The organism is Amycolatopsis keratiniphila subsp. keratiniphila (assembly GCF_001620365.2).
Taxonomy (GTDB): Bacteria; Actinomycetota; Actinomycetes; order Mycobacteriales; family Pseudonocardiaceae; genus Amycolatopsis; species Amycolatopsis keratiniphila.
Map to the genome: position 1 here is coordinate 124,077 of NZ_LQMT02000007.1, position 17,433 is coordinate 141,509.

A 17,433-nucleotide genomic window follows, 5' to 3' on the forward strand; every position below is an offset into this window, starting at 1 on the left:
GGTCGTGAGTGGCGATTCGGGTTAGAACCCGAATCGCCACTCACGACCCGCTGGACCAGCGATCACCCGTCACTGCCGCCGCAGTTCCGTCGCCAGCACCGCCGCCTGGGTACGCCGCTGCATCCCGAGTTTCGTCAGCAACCGCGACACGTAGTTCTTCACCGTCTTCTCGGCGAGGAACATCCGTTCGGCGATCTGCCGGTTGGTCAGCCCCTCACCGATCAGCTCCAGCAGCGTGCGTTCCTGATCGGAAAGGCCGGCCAGCGGGCCCTTCTTGGCGGCGTCGTCGCGGAACTTGGCCATCAGCGTCGCGGCGGCCCTCGCGTCCAGCAGCGACCGGCCGAGGCCGACCTCCTTGACCGCCGCCACCAGGTCCATGCCGCGGATGTCCTTGATGACGTAACCGCTCGCGCCCGCCATGATCGCGTCCAGCATCGCCTGTTCGTCGGTGTAGGAGGTGAGCATCAGGCATTTCAGTTCGGGCATCCGGGATCTCAGTTCCCGCGCGAGTTCGACGCCGTTGCCGTCCGGCAGCCGCACGTCGAGCACGGCGACATCCGGCCGCAGCGCCGGGATCCTCGCCAGCGCTTGGGAAAAGGTCGCCGCCTGTCCGACGACGCACAGGGCGGCATCGTCCTCGAGCATGTCCGCGACCCCTCGGCGGACCACCTCGTGGTCGTCGACCAGAAACACCCGGAGCATTCCGACCTCCACGGTTCCCTCTCCTCGGCTGAGCGTACGGTGCACGGCCGGTCACTGCGACAGGCCAAAGGGCCCTGTTCGGCGCCCGTTCGGGTGGCTGCCGCCGACCGGACCAGGTTCATTTGCATCATTCGAGTCAGGACGTTCTGTTCTTCCCGAAGCAGTCCGGCCGCTGCGACGATCGCTTCATGCCCGAGACCACGCTTTCGCCTTCCCCGTCGTCCGACCCGGCCGACGACCTCGTGGCGATGCGCGACCGCATCCGCTTCTACCGGAACCGCGCCGAGCAACTCCAGTACGCGCTGGATCACCGGCTCCCCATCGAGCAGGCGAAGGGGATTCTCGCCGAGCGGTACCAGATCGACATCGACGCCGCGTTCGAGCTGCTGCGCTCGTTCTGCCGCAACAACAACATGAAGATCCACGACGTCGCGAGGACGCTCATCGAGCAGCCGAGCGAAGGCGACAGCCGGATCTCCTGCTGAGTCACACCATGTTCGGAGGGGGGCCCGCGACCACCACCGGCGCCGCAGACCGCGCGGGCACGGACTGGGTGATGAACCGTACGCCGCCCCCCAGACTTCGGGTGCTCGTCGCGGACGACAACCCGGTCATCGGCGATGCCCTGCGCGCCCTCCTGGACTCCGAGCCCGACATCGAAGTGGTCGCCGTCGCGCTGGACGCCGGCGAAGCGGTCGCGCTCGCCGAGCTGCTCTCCCCCGAGGTCGCCGTGCTGGACGTCCGGATCCCCGGCGGTGGCGGCGCGTGGATGGCACGGGAGATCCGGCGGCGGGTGCCCCACACGCGGTTGATGGCGTTCTCCGCGCACAGCGACACCCGGTCCATCGCCCAGATGGCGTCCGCGGGCGTCACCGAGTACCTCGTGAAGGGCAGCCCCAACACCGAGATCGTCGCGGCCATCCGCCGTATCTGCGCGAACAGGGCCAACGGGACCGAGTAGCCGGGCCATCAGTCCGTGAGCCAGCGTTCCATACAAGCCAGGAGTTCCTCCGCGTTCACGGGTTTGGTCACGTAGTCGCTCGCCCCGGCGGCGAGGCTCTTCTCGCGGTCCCCCTCCATCGCCTTCGCGGTCACGGTGATGATCGGCAGGCCCGCGAACTTCGGCATCTCGCGGATCGCCGCCGTGGTCGCGTGGCCGTCCATCTCCGGCATCATCACGTCCATCAGGATCAGGTCGATCCCGTCGTCGGCCAGCAGTTCCTCGATACCTTTGCGGCCGTTGGGCGCGTGCACGACCGAAAGTCCGTGCAGTTCGAGCATTCCCGAGATCGCGTACACGTTGCGGGCGTCGTCGTCGACGAGCAGGACCTTGCGTCCCTGCAGCCTCGCCGGTCCGGCGGGCGGATCGGACGGCTGGTCCACGGCGGGCACCGTCTCCTCCGGGGACACCTCGGGCTGGCGCATCAGCGGCAGGATGCCTTCGAGTTCACTCGCCGAGATGTGCAGCATGATCCGTTCCCGCAGCATGTCCAGCGACGGCAGGAGTTCGACCGGATGCACCCGCGCGTGCCCGTGCAGCAACCGTTCCTGCGCGGCGCTGAGCTTGCGGGTCGCGTACGCCAGCACCGGGACCTCGACCGGATCCGGCCCGTCGACGAGCCGTTTGAGGAACGTCAAGGCACTCGTCCCGGGGATGCTGGTGTCGAGCACGACGCAGCGGTAGCTGTCGCGCCGCAGTTCCTCGAACGCTTCCGCCGGATCCGACACCGCGCGGACCTGGACCGAGCCGTGGCTGTCCGCGATGTCGGCCGCGACCCCGCGGGCGAGCAGGGTCAGCAGACTGTTCTGCTCGCTCTCCACCACCAGCACCCGTCGCTCCGCGGCCGCGATGTCCACAGTGGACTCGTCGAGGCTCGCGGGCGCGGTGAACCTGGCCACCGGCAGGTAGAGGGTGAACGTGCTGCCGGTCCCCAGGACGCTGTCCGCCCGGATCTCGCCGCCGAGCAGGTACGCGACCTCGCGGCTGATCGACAGGCCGAGCCCGGTGCCGCCGTACTTGCGACTGGTGGTCCCGTCGGCCTGCTGGAAGGCGCCGAAGATCGAATCGAGGTTCTCCTCGGCGATCCCGATCCCGGTGTCGGTGACGCTGAAGGCCACCAGGGATTCGTGCGGGAGCCCTCTCGATGGCGAAACGACCGTGTCGACCATCTTCACCCGTAGCTCGACGCTGCCGTCTTCGGTGAACTTGACCGCGTTCGACAGCAGGTTCCGCAGCACCTGCCGCAGCCGCTGCTCGTCGGTGAACAGCAGCTCCGGCACGTTGGGTTCGACGGTGACCTGGAAGTCGAGCCCCTTCTCCGCGGTCAGCGGCCGGAAGGTCGTGCCGACGTAGTCGAGCAGCTGGCGCAGCGGGAACGGCTCGTGGTGGATGTCCATCTTGCCCGCCTCGACCTTCGACAGGTCGAGGATGTCGTTGATCAGCTGCAACAGGTCGGTGCCCGCGGACTGGATCACCTTCGCGAACTCGACCTGTTTGGGCGTCAGGTTCTGGGTCGAGTTCTGCGAGAGCACCCCGGCGAGGATCAGCAAACTGGTCAGCGGGGTCCGGAGTTCGTGCGACATGTTGGCCAGGAACTCCGACTTGTACTTCGACGCCAGCGCGAGCTGCTGCGCGCGTTCCTCGATCTCCTGGCGGGCCTGCTCGATTTCGAAGTTCTTCACCTCGATGTCGCGGTTCTGCCTGGCGAGCAGTTCGGCCTTCTCCTCCAGCTCCGCGTTGGACACCTGCAGCTTCGCCTGCTGCGCTTGGAGCTCCTCGGAGCGGGCCTGCAGTTCCTCGGCGAGCCGCTGGGATTCCTCCAGCAGGGAGTCGGTCCGCGCGTTGGCGATGATCGTGTTGACGTTGACCCCGATGGTCTCCATCAGCTGTTCGAGGAAATCCTTGCGGACGGCGGTGAATTCGCCGAACGACGCCAGTTCGATGACGCCCAGCACCTGGTCCTCGAACACGATCGGCAGCACGATCAGGGTGACCGGCGGCGCCGAGCCGAGGCTCGACGAGATCTTCACGAAGCCCGGTGGCGTCCGGTCGACCACGATCGGTTTCTTGGTCTGCGCGGCCTGCCCGATCAGCGACTGCCCCATCGCGAACTCCGACGGCGCGTCCGGTGCCTCACTGTGCCCGTAGCTGGTGATCAGCCGCAGCCGGGTGCCGCTCTCCCCGGATTCGGTGAGGAACAGCGTCCCGTGCTGAGCGCCGACCAGCGGGGTCAGCTCGTTCATGATGAGCGTGGCCACCACTCGCAGGTCCCGGTGGCCCTGCATCAGGCCCGAGATGCGGGCCAGGTTGGTGTTGAGCCAGTCCTGTTCCTCGTTCGCCCGCGTGGTCTCGCGCAGCGACTGGACCATCGCGTTGATGTTGTCCTTCAGCTCCGCGACCTCGCCCTGCGCCTCGACGGAGATAGACCGCGTGAGGTCGCCGGTCGCCACCGCGCTGGTCACCTCGGCGATCGCCCGGACCTGCCGGGTCAGGTTGCCGGCGAGTTCGTTGACGTTCTCCGTCAGCCGTTTCCAGGTGCCGGACACGCCTTCGACCTCGGCCTGGCCGCCGAGCCGTCCTTCGCTACCGACCTCACGGGCGACGCGGGTGACCTCCGCGGCGAACGCGGAAAGCTGGTCGACCATCGTGTTGATGGTGGTCTTGAGTTCCAGGATCTCGCCCCGCGCGTCGACGTCGATCTTGCGGGAAAGGTCGCCCTGCGCGACCGCGGTGGTCACCTGGGCGATGTTGCGGACCTGGCCGGTGAGGTTGTTCGCCATCGAGTTGACGTTGTCGGTGAGGTCCTTCCACGTGCCGGCGACGTTCGGCACCCTGGCCTGCCCGCCGAGGATGCCCTCGGTGCCGACCTCCCGCGCCACGCGGGTGACCTCGTCCGCGAAGGCCGACAGCGTGTCGACCATCGTGTTGATCGTCTGCGCGAGCGCGGCGACCTCGCCCTTGGCCTCGACGGTGATCTTCTGGGACAGGTCGCCCCTCGCGACCGCGGTCGCGACCTGGGCGATGGAGCGCACCTGATCGGTCAGGTTGTCGGCCATGACATTGACCGACTCGGTCAGGCCCTTCCACGTACCCGACACACCCTTGACATCCGCTTGACCGCCCAGCCGCCCTTCGGTGCCCACCTCACGGGCGACCCGCGTGACCTCGTCGGCGAACGACGACAACTGGCCGACCATCGTGTTGATGGTGTCCTTGAGCTCCAGGATCTCGCCCCTCGCGTCGACACGGATCTTCTGCGAGAGGTCGCCCTTCGCGACCGCGGTGGTGACTTCGGCGATGGACCGCACCTGATCCGTGAGGTTGTCGGCCATGACGTTCACCGACTCGGTCAGGCCCTTCCACGTACCCGACACACCCTTGACATCCGCCTGACCACCCAGCCGGCCCTCCGTCCCCACCTCACGGGCCACGCGCGTGACCTCGTCGGCGAACGACGACAACTGATCCACCATCGTGTTGATCGTGTTCTTCAACTCCAGGATCTCGCCCCGCGCGTCCACGGTGATCTTCTGCGACAGGTCGCCCTTCGCCACCGCGGTCGCCACCTGGGCGATGGAGCGCACCTGCGCGGTGAGGTTGCCGGCCATGAAGTTCACCGACGTCGTCAGATCCCGCCACGTCCCCGCCACCCCGGGCACCTGCGCCTGCCCGCCGAGCGCGCCCTCGGTGCCGACCTCACGGGCCACGCGAGTGACCTCATCCGCGAACGAGGACAACTGATCCACCATCGTGTTGATCGTGTTCTTCAACTCCAGGATCTCGCCCCGCGCGTCGACCGTGATCTTCTGCGACAAGTCGCCCTTCGCCACCGCCGTGGTGACCTCGGCGATCGAGCGCACCTGATCGGTCAGGTTGCCGGCCATGAAGTTCACCGACGTCGTCAGATCCCGCCACGTCCCGGCGACCCCGGGGACTTCCGCCTGCCCGCCCAGCCGTCCCTCGCTGCCGACCTCGCGCGCGACCCGGGTGACCTCGTCCGCGAACGACGACAACTGATCCACCATCGTGTTGATCGTGTTCTTCAGTTCGAGCATCTCGCCTTTGACGTCGACGGTGATCTTCTGCGAAAGGTCGCCCTTCGCCACCGCGGTCGCGACCTCGGCGATGTCACGGACCTGGCCCGTGAGGTTGCCCGCCATCGCGTTCACCGAATCGGTGAGGTCCTTCCAGGTCCCCGAAACCGAGGGCACCGCCGCCTGACCGCCGAGCTTCCCGTCGGTCCCCACCTCGCGCGCGACGCGGGTGACCTCGGAGGTGAACAGCGCCAGCTGATCGACCATCCCGTTGAACACGAGCGCCATCTCGTCCATCAGGACGTCGTCCACCTGGGGCAGGCGGGTGCTGAAATCGCCGTCGCGAACGGCTTTCAGCCCCTCCAGCAGCCGCTGCAGGCCCTGGTCGTCGATCGCGCCGCCCACCCGGACCGCTTCCCTCGACCCGCGTTTCGTTCCCGGTTCCGGCATCGAAGCGCCTCCTTCGTTCATCTTCGCGCGGGTCGCGGAGGGCCGAGCGGAATCCAGAAGGCCACCGACGTACCTTCGCCCGGCCTGCCGGAAACCCGGAACCAGCCCTGCGCCGCTTCCGCACGTTCACGCATCGACGCCATGCCGATGTGCTCACCCGACAAGGTTTCGTGCGTGTTCTCGCTGTCCGGTTTCAGCCCGTCTCCGTCGTCGGCGACGGTCGCCAGCAGGCCGCCGTCCTGTCCCGTCAGCGAGACCACGACGGACCGGGCGTTCGCGTGTTTACGCACGTTCACCAACGCTTCCTGGAGAATCCGGAACGCGGTGACGACGAGATCGGGCGGCGGTTCGACGGGGAGATCGTGCCGCAGCGTGCAATCGAGCCCCCAGCCGGCGACGACCTCGTCGAGGTAGTCGCGGACGGAGGCGACCAGATCCTCGTCGTTCAGCGCGGGCGGGCGTAATTGGGCGACGAGGATCCGCAATCGTCGGATCGCCCCTTGAATCGCTTCGTCGAGTTGCATCAAAACCGGATCACGCCGTTGTGCGGCGAGCATCTGCAACCGCATGCTCACCGCGATCATCGACTGAATGGAATCGTCGTGAACATCCCACGCGATACGACGGCGTTCGGTTTCCTGTGCCCGGACCAAATGCGCGAAGGCCTGTCGCCGCTCGGTCCTTTCTTCCTGCGTTTTCCGGCGTTCGGTGAGATCACGGGTCACCTTGCCGAAACCGACGAGGCGGCCCTGATCGTCCCGCAACGCGGTGATCACCGTGTTGGCCCAGAACCGTGCCCCACCACGGCGGACACGCCAGCCCTCGTCCTCGTGACTCCCCATCTCCGCGGCGACCAGCAGTTCCGCCGCGGGTTTGCCGTCGGCGACGTCGGCCTCGGTGTAGAAAACGGAGAAATGGCGGCCGAGGATCTCATCCTCGGCGTACCCCTTGATCCGTTCCGCACCCGGGTTCCAGCTGATCACCCGTCCGTCGACGTCCAAGAGATAAATGGCGTAGTCGACCACGCTGTGCATGAACAACTCGAAGAGCACAGCGCTGCGGTGATCGGGCGTCTGTTCCGATGGCAGCATGGCCATAGTGCAGCTTGGCACTCGGATACGACTCCCCGCTACGGCCGTTCGAGGAGGCCATTCTTCCGTGCGTGCACCACGGCTTCGAGTTTCGAATGGGTCCCGGTCTTGACCAGGATCCGCTGCACGTGATTCCGCACGGTATTCCGCGCCAGCCGCAGTTCTTCGGCGATCCGGTCGGTTCCGGCGCCTTCGGCGATCAACCCGAGCACCTGCCGCTCCCGCAGGGTCAGCACCGGGCCGACCCTGCCCGGACCGCCACCCAGCATGGCCAGCGCGCCGCTGAGCAACTCCGGATCGATGACCATGTCGCCCGCCGCGATGGTCCTGATCGCGGTGATCAACTCGTCGAGGAGGCCGGATTTCAGCAGCAGCCCGGCCCCGCCGACCTCGAGGATCCTGGCGACGATGGCACTGTTCGCGTCGCCGGTCAGCACCAGCACCCTGCTCGACGGGGAGACCGCGCGGAACCCGGCGATCGCCTCGATCCCATCGCCGTCCGGCAACCGGCGATCGAGCAGCACGATGTCGGGCAGATGTTCTCCGGCCGCGATCATGCCGTGCGCCAACGACTCCACGGACGCCACCAGGTCGATCTCCGGGAACTCCTCGAAGGCCGCTCCCAGGGCTTCGGCCACCATCTTGTGGTCCTCGACGAGCAGCACCCGGATCGGGGCCGCGGCCGGGGGCATGGGCTGCGGGGAGTTCGGGTTCGGCATGCACCTTCTCCGTCGATCGTGGTCTCGCCGGACCATTGTCCGGAAGACTCCCCGAAATCAATCCCGCCCACGGCCGTATTCACCCGCGTGCGGATTCACGATCACCGCGCCGGCGCATTGTCCCACCACCGCCGATCCGGATGTCGTTTCGACGCCAACCCGTGACCCGTCGTACCCGCCTGACGACCGAGTGGGGTCTTTGTGCCCTCGATGGCACAACCTTCGGCGCTGACCGGAACGGCCCTCGGTACCTCATCGTCGTAGGTGACGAAATCCGACGGCCGTGACCACGGGAAGAGGGTGACCGGGACGTGACCACGAGAATCTGCGAGACCCGTCGCCGCCCCGGCACGCGCGCCCCCGCCGGCCGTGCCCCGCTCGCCGCCGAACTCGAACGGCTGCCGAGGGTCGTGGCGAAACCGGAGACGCACGCCTCCCTGCTCGACGACGTCCTGACCGCCATCCGGCACCTCGACGGCGCGGCCCTCGCCACGCGGTCCCGGCGCCGGTTCCCGCGGTGGAACCCGAGGGACCGGCGCGTCCAGCGCCTGCGCGGCTGGCTCAGCGGTGTCCCCGGCTGACCCGTCACACGCGAGTTCCGCCTGTCATACCGGGCGCCACCGGCCGATGTCGGACTCCATCGGCACGATCCGGGTCAGCGTCGAGCGGATCTTCAGCTCCATCGCCCTGTCCCGGCCGCGTGTTCCGCGAGGCGCGTACGGGTAGAACGTGCCGCGCTCCCGGCGGTAGACCATCGTCAGCCTCGGGTGACGCATGTCCCGCAACTCGGCGAAATCGACCGTCGTGTGCAGCAGCCACGACGCGAACCCCGCCTGGGCGAGTCTCTCGTTGACGTCGACGAGATCGTCGAGCAGCCAGCCGAGGTCCCCGTTCTCCCGCCAGCAGCGGACGATCGTCCTGCCGTGCGCGTCGTGGGTGACCACGTTGCGGCGGGCGGAATCCCCGGCGAGACCGGCGATGATCTCCGCCTCCGTCCCCGCACCTGGACGTCCCTCCGCGACGAAACAGACCGTCCCCGAACCGGTCGGCGCGAGCGCGTGCCCGGAGCGCAGCGCCAGCACCCCCGACCTCAATTCCAGCAACGGGAGCAGGCTCGGCCGTACCGACCGGGTCTTCCCGCGCAGGCTTCCCAACAACACCATGACTCCACCGCACCTTTCTTCTGGGTGAAGCCTTTCCGATTACGTCTTCGCGCCCAAGGGCCGCACGGTCGCGCATCGCCGGGACAAGTCACCGGTTCCGGTGACCAACGGCCCTACCAGCGTCACCGCTTTCGCGGCCGAAGTAGTTTCCGGGTGCCGAGTGTTCCTTCGACGACGCCGCGCGCGACGTCCGACAGCTTCCTGTTCGAACTGCGGGCGTAGGAGCGCAGGCGGTGGAAAGCAGTGCCCAGGTCGATACCGGCACGCTCGGCGAGCATGCCTTTCGCCTGCTCGATGACGACCCGGCTGTCGAGGGCCTTCTGCAGCTGCGCCGAGAGCGTCCGATAATGCCGCAATTCCCTTTGCTGCAGGAGACACAGCGTCGCGACGTCGGCGAGCGCACGGCCCAGCCGCCGGTCCTCCACGCTCAGCACGACGGTTTCGGCACTGAGGAAAGCGATCGACCCGACGGTTTCATCCATCGTGCGCAACGGAAGCGCGGAAACCGCCGCATAGCCCTTCCCCGCCATCCTGGCGACGTAACCCGGCCAGCGTGAGACCTCGGCGGAAAGGTCGTGGACCGCGATGTCCTTCCCGGTTTCGAACGATTCGAGCGCGGGCCCTTCTTCCGCCACCGCGGGATGGCGTTCGAGTTCCACGCCCGGCAGGAAGACCTCGGTGGAATCGATCGGCAGCAGCCGTGCGCATTCGCTCGACAAGGTGTCCACGACCCGATCCGGGCCCGAGTCTTCCGTGACACTCGCCGTCAAACTCGCGAAGGCGGCACAGACCGCGGGTTCCCTGTTCGCTCCTGCGGCGATCCCCGCGTTCCAGCTGCCCATTCGAGCGATTCTGGTCCGCACCGCGACAACCGGCAACGACCAGATGGAGGATCCTGTGACCGAGCGCCACGCACAGCGACGACCGTTGATCTCGGCGGGGTAACGACCGCCGGGTTCTCAGTGGCTCCGCAAGGAAAACGGCGGCACCGTGTTCGCCCTCAGCGCGTCTTCGTCCATAGTGGACTCACCGATCCCGGCCTTGCCGATCTTCTCCGCGACGAGAGCGCCGGGATCGGCGAGCGCGTCGGCCCTGCCGCTCAGGAAGGCCCACTCGTGCTCGTCCGAACCGTAGTAGAGCACGGTCCCGAACGATTCGGTGAACCTGCGCCACGCCGCGATCAGCGTCTGGTTACGCCACAGCGTCGGGCAGCCGGCCTGGCAGCCGACCACTCCCCCGTCGGTGAGCAGCGCCGTGCACCGGGCCAGGAAGTCGGTTCCGTACAACCGGTTGTGCTGCGCCGCCGGATCGTCGTTCTCGTCCGGCAGGTCGATCACGACCACGTCGTAGGAGTCGCCGCGCTCCTGGGCTTCGGCGAGGAACTCCCACCCGTCGCGGTAGTGGACCCGGATCTTCCCCTCCCCGCGTTCGGCACGGGCGAGATCGTCGAGGGTGTAGCCGTAGGGAAGGTGTTCGGCGCAGGCACGCACCGCTTCGGCGTCGATGTCGACGTGGTCGACCACCTCCGCCCCGGCCGCGACGGCGAGCTGGGAGGCGACCCCTTCGCTGGACCCGATGATCAGCACCCGCTCGACGCGTTCGGCGAGCAGCAGTGTCGGCACCATCAGCGCCTCGTGGTAGACGAGCTGGCTCAGCTCGGTGCTCTGCCGTTCGTCGTCGCAGAAGAGCGAGACCCCCTGCGCGGTCCGTCCGATGAGGACGTTCTGGAACGCGGTGCGGCCCTCGAACAGGACCTCCTCGACGTCCCAGTTCCGGGTGAGCCCCGCGCCCATCGGCTCGACGATCACTCGCTGCGCCATCAGTTCTCTCCTCGTTCCACAGTGGACATCCGGACGGTGCCCGCGCCCAGCATCTTCGCCAGCAGCGCGACCGCGCGCTCCGGATCCGCCCGGTCCCCGCAGGTGAACACGTCCACGAACACCGAGCCGATCTCCGGGTAGGTGTGCACCGACGCGTGTGATTCGGCCAGCAGCGCGAGCACCGTGACCCCTTGCGGGGCGAAGGAATGCGACACGACTTCGCAGACCGTCGCCCCCGCCTCGGTCACCGCTTCGGCGAGGGTCTTCTTGAGGAGTACGGCGTCGTCGAGCAACGACGGCTCGATCCCCTCGAACTCCGCGAGTACGTGGCGGCCGGCGAACCGGCCGACGAGTGGTTCTTCACCCGGCATCGGCGAACCTCCCCACACAATAGGTGCGCAACGGCTCGATTCCGTTGAAGGCGACGGATGAATAGCTGGCGGTGTACGCCCCGGTGCCCGGGATGTCCAGCCGGTCGCCCGCCTTCAACGACCTCGGCAGCGCGCACGGCGTCCGCTGGTACAACACGTCGTCACCATCGCAGGTCGGCCCCGCGAGGACCACCGGTCCTTCCGGTCCTTTAACGCCGACGGGCTCCAGCCGATACGCGACGGCTTCGTTCTCGCACTCGGCCATTCCGTTGTACCTGCCGACGTCGAGATAGACCCAGCGGCGTTCGTCGGCGGCGGCGCGAGTGGTCACCAGGACGACTTCGGTCCTGATCAGCCCGGCGTCGGCGACGATCACGCGGCCGGGCTCCAGCAGCAGCTCCGGCTCCGGCAGATGCTCGCCGAGGGCGGCGTGGATCGCCGTCGCGTAGTCCGTCAGCGACGGCACGGGCTCCCGGTGTTCCGTGGCGAAGCCGCCACCGATGTTCAGCCGCTCCAGTACGACGCCCGCTTCGGCGGCGACCTTGGCCGCGGTCGCGATCCCGATCTCCCAGGCGGCCGGATCCGGCTGCTGCGAGCCGACGTGGAACGCGATCCCCGGGCGCAGCCCGGCTTCCACGGCCTGACGGAGCAGGACGGCCGCCACCGCCGGTTCGCAGCCGAACTTGTGGCCGAACGGCGTCACGGAGTCCGGGCCGCCGGTCAGCAGGCGGACCGAGACCAGCGAACCGGGCGCGTGCCCGGCCAGATTCGCCAGATCACCGGCGGAGTCCGTGGTGAATTCACGGACTCCGCGCGCGTAAGCGAAGGCGATGTCCGCCGGCTTCTTGATCGTGTTGCCGTACGCCAGTTCCGACGGCCGCGCGCCCCGGGACAGGCACAGCTCGATCTCCGCCGTACCCGCCACGTCGAATCCCGCGCCGGTCGACGCCACCGCGTCGAGTACCTCGGGAGCCGGATTCGCCTTCACCGCGTAACGGATCAGCGCACCCGGGAAAGCCGCCGACACCGCGGCCGCACGCTCCGCGACGAGGTCGGTGTCGACGACCAGGCACGGCGTCGGCGGCTCGCGATCCGCCAGGAAGGCGCGGATCCGGTTCAGGCTTTCGGTCACACGCCCCAGGGTGTCAAAGGCCGATCATCGGCCCGGAACCCGGGGTCACGCGCGGGCGTCACCCGAGGCCTGCTCCGGCAGGTCGACCCCGTGTTCGGCGGCCAGTCGCTCCAGGTTGGCCAGATCGGCGCCGACGGCCGAGGCCCGGTCCTCGTCAGAGGCCTGCTTGGCGATCTGAACGTCCTTCCTCGCCTGCCGTACCCGGTCCCGCAGATTCACCGCGAACTCGCTCATCGTGCACCCCCGATCTCCCGCACCTTGTCTGCTTTCACCCTAGGACCCTCCGAATCGGTCACCCACGTGATCTGCGTCATCACGGGTTCGTTCGCGTCGGAGTGAAGCAGTATGACGGCTGCGCCCGGGTTTCGCAGATCAGCGGAGCCCGGCTTTTTCACCGGCCTCCCGCACGACCGGCCGCCGGGCGAGCACCGCGAGCGGGACGAGGGCGCACAAACCGCCCGCGACGCCGACCAGGACGTAGCCACCCAGGCCGAAGAGCTGCCCGGCGAGCAGGCTCGCCCCGGCGGAAGTGCCCCACACGAAGGCGTCCACCGTGCCCTGCGCCCTCGTCCGCTGGGCGGCCGGGAGATCGCGGCTGAGCATGCTGCTGCCGCCGACGAACACCAGGTTCCAGCCGTAGCCCAGCAGGAAGAGCGCGACCGGGATTCCCACGTGATGCGAATCGGGGGCGCCGATCACGGTGACCGCCGCGACGGTGATCGTCCCGATCCCGCCGAAGATGGTCACGCGGCCGCCCCAGCGGTCGGCGATCCAGCCGGACAACGGCGCCAGCGCGAACATCCCGGCCAGATGGGCACTCAGCACCCAGCCGACGACGTCGAGCCCCTGGCCGTGCTCGTGCAACTGGACCGGGGTCATCGTCATCACCGCCACCATCGCCAGCTGAGCGCCGACCATCGCCACGAGCGGCCCGAGGACCACCGGGTTCCGCACGGACATCCGCTCCCCCTTGGGCACGCCCTCCACCGGGGCGGCGAGGCCGCGCGGCAGGGTGGCGACGGCGACCACGGCGATGGCCACGACGATCGCCCCCGCCGCGATCGGACCGGACAGGGCGGGGAGCTCGGCGGCTTCCGCCCGCGCTGCTGCGGGCGCGATCAGGGCGGGCCCCGCGACCGCGCCGACGGTGCCGGCCCAGACCATTGTGGACAGTGCGAAACCCTTGCGGTGCTCGGGCGACAGATCGGCCGCGGTGTACCGCGAGAGCTGTGCCCCGCTGTTGCCGAAGCCGATCAAGGGCATCCCCGCCACCAGCGCGAGCACGGATCCGCCGAGCACACCGGCGAACGAGATCAGCGCGCCCGTCACCGCCGCTCCGTACATCAACACCAGGACGAACCGCCTGCCGTACCGCGCGGCCAGCGCGCCCGACCACAACGAGCCCGCGGCGGAACCGAGAACCAGCACGGCGCTCGGCAACCCGCTCCAGGCCGCGCCGGCGTGCTCGACCATGATCAACGCGGCCGTGGTGGACAGCCCGACGACCGCGGTGCTGAGACAGGCGACGCCCATGAAGAGCGCGAACATCGGTTTCATGATTCAAACCTAGGGATTCCGGGCGCCTCGGCGAATAGGCTGACGAAGGCCTCGCGGGGGTGCGGGGCGCATCATGGAAGGAATCCAGGCGCGATGACCTTACGATCGGAAAGGGCGCTGGACGACCTCGACTGGCGGCTCCTCGAAACGCTCCAGGCCGACGGGCGGCTCTCGTTCAAGGAGCTGGGCCGCCGCGTGAACCTGTCGGCGCCCGCTGTCGCCGACCGGGTCAGGCGGTTGGAGGAGGCGGGCGTCATCACCGGCTATCGCGCCCAGGTCGACGCCAACCGTGCCGGGTACGGCCTCCAGGCGTTCGTCGAGATGCGCTGCTCGCTCGGCAGCTGCCTGCTGCGCACCAGCAAATCGGACGACTATCCCGAGGTGGTCGAGCTGCACCGGCTCAGCGGCGACCGGTGCACCATGCTGAAGGTGCGGGCCGTATCGCTCGAACACCTCGAAGGCCTCTTCGAACGGCTGGGCAAACACGGCGAGATCAGGTCGTCGGTCGTGCTGTCGACCCAGTACGAGGGCAGGCCGGTCGGCCCGCCGGTCGAGGACTACCTGAAGGCGACCAAGAGCGAGGGCTGGAGCGTCTGAAGACGGATCAGGAATCGAGAAGCGAAAGGCCCCCGAACTCACCTAGCGTGACCATCGTCGAGGACGAACGGCTCGAAGCTGGTTAGATCGAGCCCGGTGAGGCTGACGGAACGTACACGCGGCCCCCATGAGGATGGAGAAACGATGCGCAAGACCTCCCGGCCGCAGGTGCCCGAGGAACACCCCGCCGACAGTCACGACCTGATCCGCGTCTTGGGGGCGAACGAGAACAACCTCAAGAACGTCGCCGTCGAGCTGCCGAAGCGACGGCTGACGGTGTTCACCGGTGTCTCCGGGTCGGGTAAGAGCTCCCTGGTCTTCGACACCATCGCGGCCGAGTCGCAGCGGCTGATCAACGAGACGTACAGCACCTTCGTGCAGGGCTTCATGCCGACGCTGGCCCGGCCCGAAGTCGACGTGCTCGACGGCCTGACCACCGCGATCATCGTCGACCAGCAGCGGATGGGTTCCGACCCCCGCTCCACGGTCGGCACCGCCACCGACGCGTACGCGATGCTGCGCATCCTCTTCAGCCGGATCGGCAAGCCGCACATCGGTTCGCCGCAGGCGTTCTCCTTCAACGTCGCCTCGATCTCCGGCGCGGGCGCCGTGACCATCGAGAAGAGCGGCCGGACCACCAAGGAACGCCGCGAGTTCAGCATCACCGGCGGGATGTGCGCCCGGTGCGAAGGCCGGGGCAAGGTCAACGACATCGACCTCACCGCGCTGTACGACGACACCAAGTCCCTCAACGAGGGCGCGCTGACGATCCCCGGTTTCTCCATGGAGGGCTGGTACGGCCGCATCCTGCGCGGCTGCGGCTTCTTCGACCCGGACAAGCCGATCAAGAAGTACACCAAGCGGCAGCTGGACGATCTGCTGTACAAGGAGCCGGTCAAGCTCAAGATCGAGGGCATCAACCTGACCTACTCGGGCCTGATCCCCACGATCCAGAAGTCGTTCCTGTCCAAGGACCGCGAAGCGATGCAGCCGCATATCCGCACGTTCGTGGACCGGGCGGTCACGTTCGCGGTCTGCCCGGAATGCGACGGGAGCAGGCTCAGTGAGCTCGCGCGATCGTCGAAGATCAAGCGGATCAACATCGCCGACGCCTGCCGGATGCAGATCAGCGACCTCGCCGACTGGGTCCGCGGGCTCAAGGAGCCGTCGGTCGCGCCGCTGCTGGAGAAGCTCCAGCACACGCTCGACTCGTTCGTCGACATCGGCCTCGGCTACCTCTCCCTCGACCGGCCGTCCGGCACGCTTTCGGGTGGCGAGGCGCAGCGGACGAAGATGATCCGGCACCTCGGGTCCTCTCTCACCGACGTCACCTACGTGTTCGACGAGCCCACCATCGGGCTGCACCCGCACGACATCCAGCGGATGAACAACCTGCTCCAGCAGTTGCGGGACAAGGGCAACACGGTGCTGGTCGTCGAGCACAAACCGGAGACCATCGCCATCGCCGACCACGTCGTCGACCTCGGCCCCGGCGCGGGCACCGAAGGCGGGACGATCTGCTTCGAGGGCACCGTCGAAGGCCTGCGCGCCAGCGACACCAGCACCGGCAGGCATCTGGACGACCGGGCGTCGCTCAAGGACAGCGTCCGCGAGCCCACCGGCAAACTGGAGATCCGCGGCGCGGACCGGCACAACCTCCGGAACGTGGACGTCGACGTCCCGCTCGGCGTGCTGTGCGTCGTCACCGGTGTCGCGGGCTCCGGCAAGAGCTCCCTGCTCCACGGGTCGATCCCGGCCGACGAGGGCGTGGTCTCGGTCGACCAGACCCCCATCCGCGGCTCGCGGCGGAGCAACCCCGCCACCTACACCGGGCTGCTCGAACCGATCCGCAAGGCCTTCGCCAAGGCCAACGGCGTGAAGCCGGCGCTGTTCAGCGCCAACTCCGAGGGCGCCTGCCCGAGCTGTAACGGCGCGGGGGTCATCTACACCGACCTCGGCATCATGGCGGGCACCGCGACCACCTGCGAGGAATGCGAAGGCAAGCGGTTCCAGGCGTCGGTGCTGGAGTACACCTTCGGTGGCAAGAACATCAGCGAGGCGCTGGAGATGCCGGTGTCCGAGGCCGTGAAGTTCTTCGGTGAGGGCGACGGGCGAATCCCCGCCGCGCACGCGATCCTCAGCAGGCTCGACGACGTCGGGCTCGGTTACCTCAGCCTCGGCCAGCCGCTGACCACGCTTTCCGGCGGCGAGCGGCAGCGGCTGAAGCTCGCGACGCACATGGGCGACAAGGGCGGCGTCTACCTCCTCGACGAGCCGACCACCGGTCTGCACCTCGCCGACGTCGAGAACCTGCTCGGCCTGCTGGACCGGCTCGTCGACGCGGGCAAGTCGGTGATCGTGATCGAGCACCACCAGGCGGTCATGGCGCACGCCGACTGGATCATCGACCTCGGCCCGGGCGCCGGGCACGACGGCGGCAAGATCGTCTTCGAGGGCACGCCGTCCGACCTCGTCGCGAAGGCTTCGACGCTGACCGGTGAACACCTGGCGGCCTACGTCGGCAAGTGACGCCCTGCCGCAGCGGGCGTTGCGAAAGCCACTTTCGCAACCTTCAACGTTGCGAAAGTGGCTTTCGCAACGTCACCGGACAACGCCCCCACCCCCGCATGTAGTCCTCTAAATGCGGGGGTCGCGGGCTCGCGCACGTCGCGAAAGCCACTTTCGAGACATCTGACGTCCCCAAAGTGGCTTTCGCGACACCCCCAGTCGGCACCGACGCAAAGGCGCAGGTTCCGACGGAAAACGGCAGCCGCGCGTTGCGAAAGCCACTTCCGCA

Annotated in this window: 16 protein-coding genes; 5 read left to right on the forward strand and 11 right to left on the reverse strand. The window is 68.1% G+C overall.

Translation table 11 applies throughout. The features are described 5' to 3' along the window. Positions 1-69: 69 nt before the first annotated feature. A complete protein-coding gene (locus tag AVR91_RS04935; protein WP_063270856.1) occupies positions 70-702 on the reverse strand; it encodes a response regulator in 633 nt (210 codons plus the stop codon). Between the two features lie 188 nt (positions 703-890). Between AVR91_RS04935 and AVR91_RS04940 the strand changes: the two genes are divergently transcribed. Further along, entirely contained in the window at positions 891-1,187 is a 297-nt protein-coding gene (locus AVR91_RS04940) for an ANTAR domain-containing protein (protein WP_063270857.1), read from the forward strand. A 101-nt stretch (positions 1,188-1,288) separates the two neighbouring features. Then, positions 1,289-1,663, forward strand: coding sequence for a response regulator (locus tag AVR91_RS04945; protein ID WP_063270819.1), 375 nt, complete (start codon positions 1,289-1,291; stop codon positions 1,661-1,663). Between the two features lie 8 nt (positions 1,664-1,671). Here AVR91_RS04945 and AVR91_RS04950 read toward each other — a convergent pair whose 3' ends face one another. The 3 genes from AVR91_RS04950 to AVR91_RS04960 are packed head-to-tail and all read right to left on the reverse strand — an operon-like array spanning position 1,672 to position 7,996. After that, entirely contained in the window at positions 1,672-6,186 is a 4,515-nt protein-coding gene (locus AVR91_RS04950; RefSeq protein ID WP_076857268.1) for a HAMP domain-containing protein, read from the reverse strand. 17 nt (positions 6,187-6,203) lie between these two features. Continuing rightward, positions 6,204-7,283 (reverse strand): PAS domain-containing sensor histidine kinase, encoded by a 1,080-nt coding sequence (locus tag AVR91_RS04955; protein ID WP_063270820.1) that lies wholly within the window; start codon positions 7,281-7,283, stop codon positions 6,204-6,206. A 32-nt stretch (positions 7,284-7,315) separates the two neighbouring features. Then, complete coding sequence (locus AVR91_RS04960) at positions 7,316-7,996, reverse strand: response regulator (RefSeq protein WP_063270821.1); 681 nt, start codon at positions 7,994-7,996, stop codon at positions 7,316-7,318. A 311-nt stretch (positions 7,997-8,307) separates the two neighbouring features. On the opposite strand from AVR91_RS04960, the gene AVR91_RS04965 reads away from it, so the two are divergent. Beyond that, positions 8,308-8,577: a hypothetical protein gene (locus AVR91_RS04965; RefSeq protein WP_063270822.1), complete on the forward strand. Its 270-nt coding sequence runs from the start codon at positions 8,308-8,310 to the stop codon at positions 8,575-8,577. Between the two features lie 24 nt (positions 8,578-8,601). Here the strand turns inward: AVR91_RS04965 and pspAB are convergent, their stop codons facing one another. The 7 genes from pspAB to AVR91_RS05000 form a co-directional block, all read right to left on the reverse strand. Further along, positions 8,602-9,159, reverse strand: a complete 558-nt coding sequence (gene pspAB, locus AVR91_RS04970) for a PspA-associated protein PspAB (protein ID WP_063270823.1) — start codon at positions 9,157-9,159, stop codon at positions 8,602-8,604. A gap of 122 nt (positions 9,160-9,281) precedes the next feature. After that, positions 9,282-10,001, reverse strand: coding sequence for a GAF and ANTAR domain-containing protein (locus AVR91_RS04975; protein ID WP_228709128.1), 720 nt, complete (start codon positions 9,999-10,001; stop codon positions 9,282-9,284). Between the two features lie 117 nt (positions 10,002-10,118). Then, positions 10,119-10,979 (reverse strand): spermidine synthase, encoded by an 861-nt coding sequence (locus tag AVR91_RS04980; RefSeq protein ID WP_063270824.1) that lies wholly within the window; start codon positions 10,977-10,979, stop codon positions 10,119-10,121. After that, the gene (speD, locus tag AVR91_RS04985) at positions 10,979-11,350 is read right to left on the reverse strand and encodes an adenosylmethionine decarboxylase (protein ID WP_016334696.1); all 372 of its coding nucleotides are present in this window, start codon (positions 11,348-11,350) and stop codon (positions 10,979-10,981) included. Before speD ends, AVR91_RS04980 begins: the two co-directional genes overlap by 1 nt. Beyond that, entirely contained in the window at positions 11,340-12,482 is a 1,143-nt protein-coding gene (locus AVR91_RS04990; protein ID WP_063270825.1) for a type III PLP-dependent enzyme, read from the reverse strand. The genes speD and AVR91_RS04990 overlap by 11 nt, the downstream gene beginning before the upstream one ends. 45 nt (positions 12,483-12,527) lie before the next feature. Next, on the reverse strand, positions 12,528-12,716 hold the full coding sequence (locus AVR91_RS04995; protein ID WP_063270826.1) for a hypothetical protein: 189 nt from the start codon (positions 12,714-12,716) through the stop codon (positions 12,528-12,530). A gap of 138 nt (positions 12,717-12,854) precedes the next feature. Continuing rightward, positions 12,855-14,039: an MFS transporter gene (locus AVR91_RS05000; RefSeq protein WP_063270827.1), complete on the reverse strand. Its 1,185-nt coding sequence runs from the start codon at positions 14,037-14,039 to the stop codon at positions 12,855-12,857. A 93-nt stretch (positions 14,040-14,132) separates the two neighbouring features. Here AVR91_RS05000 and AVR91_RS05005 point away from each other — a divergent pair, with 93 nt between their 5' ends. Further along, a complete protein-coding gene (locus AVR91_RS05005) occupies positions 14,133-14,636 on the forward strand; it encodes an Lrp/AsnC family transcriptional regulator (RefSeq protein WP_016334700.1) in 504 nt (167 codons plus the stop codon). Positions 14,637-14,780: 144 nt separating this feature from the next. Continuing rightward, positions 14,781-17,165 (forward strand): ATP-binding cassette domain-containing protein, encoded by a 2,385-nt coding sequence (locus AVR91_RS05010; RefSeq protein ID WP_063270828.1) that lies wholly within the window; start codon positions 14,781-14,783, stop codon positions 17,163-17,165. Positions 17,166-17,433: the final 268 nt, after the last annotated feature.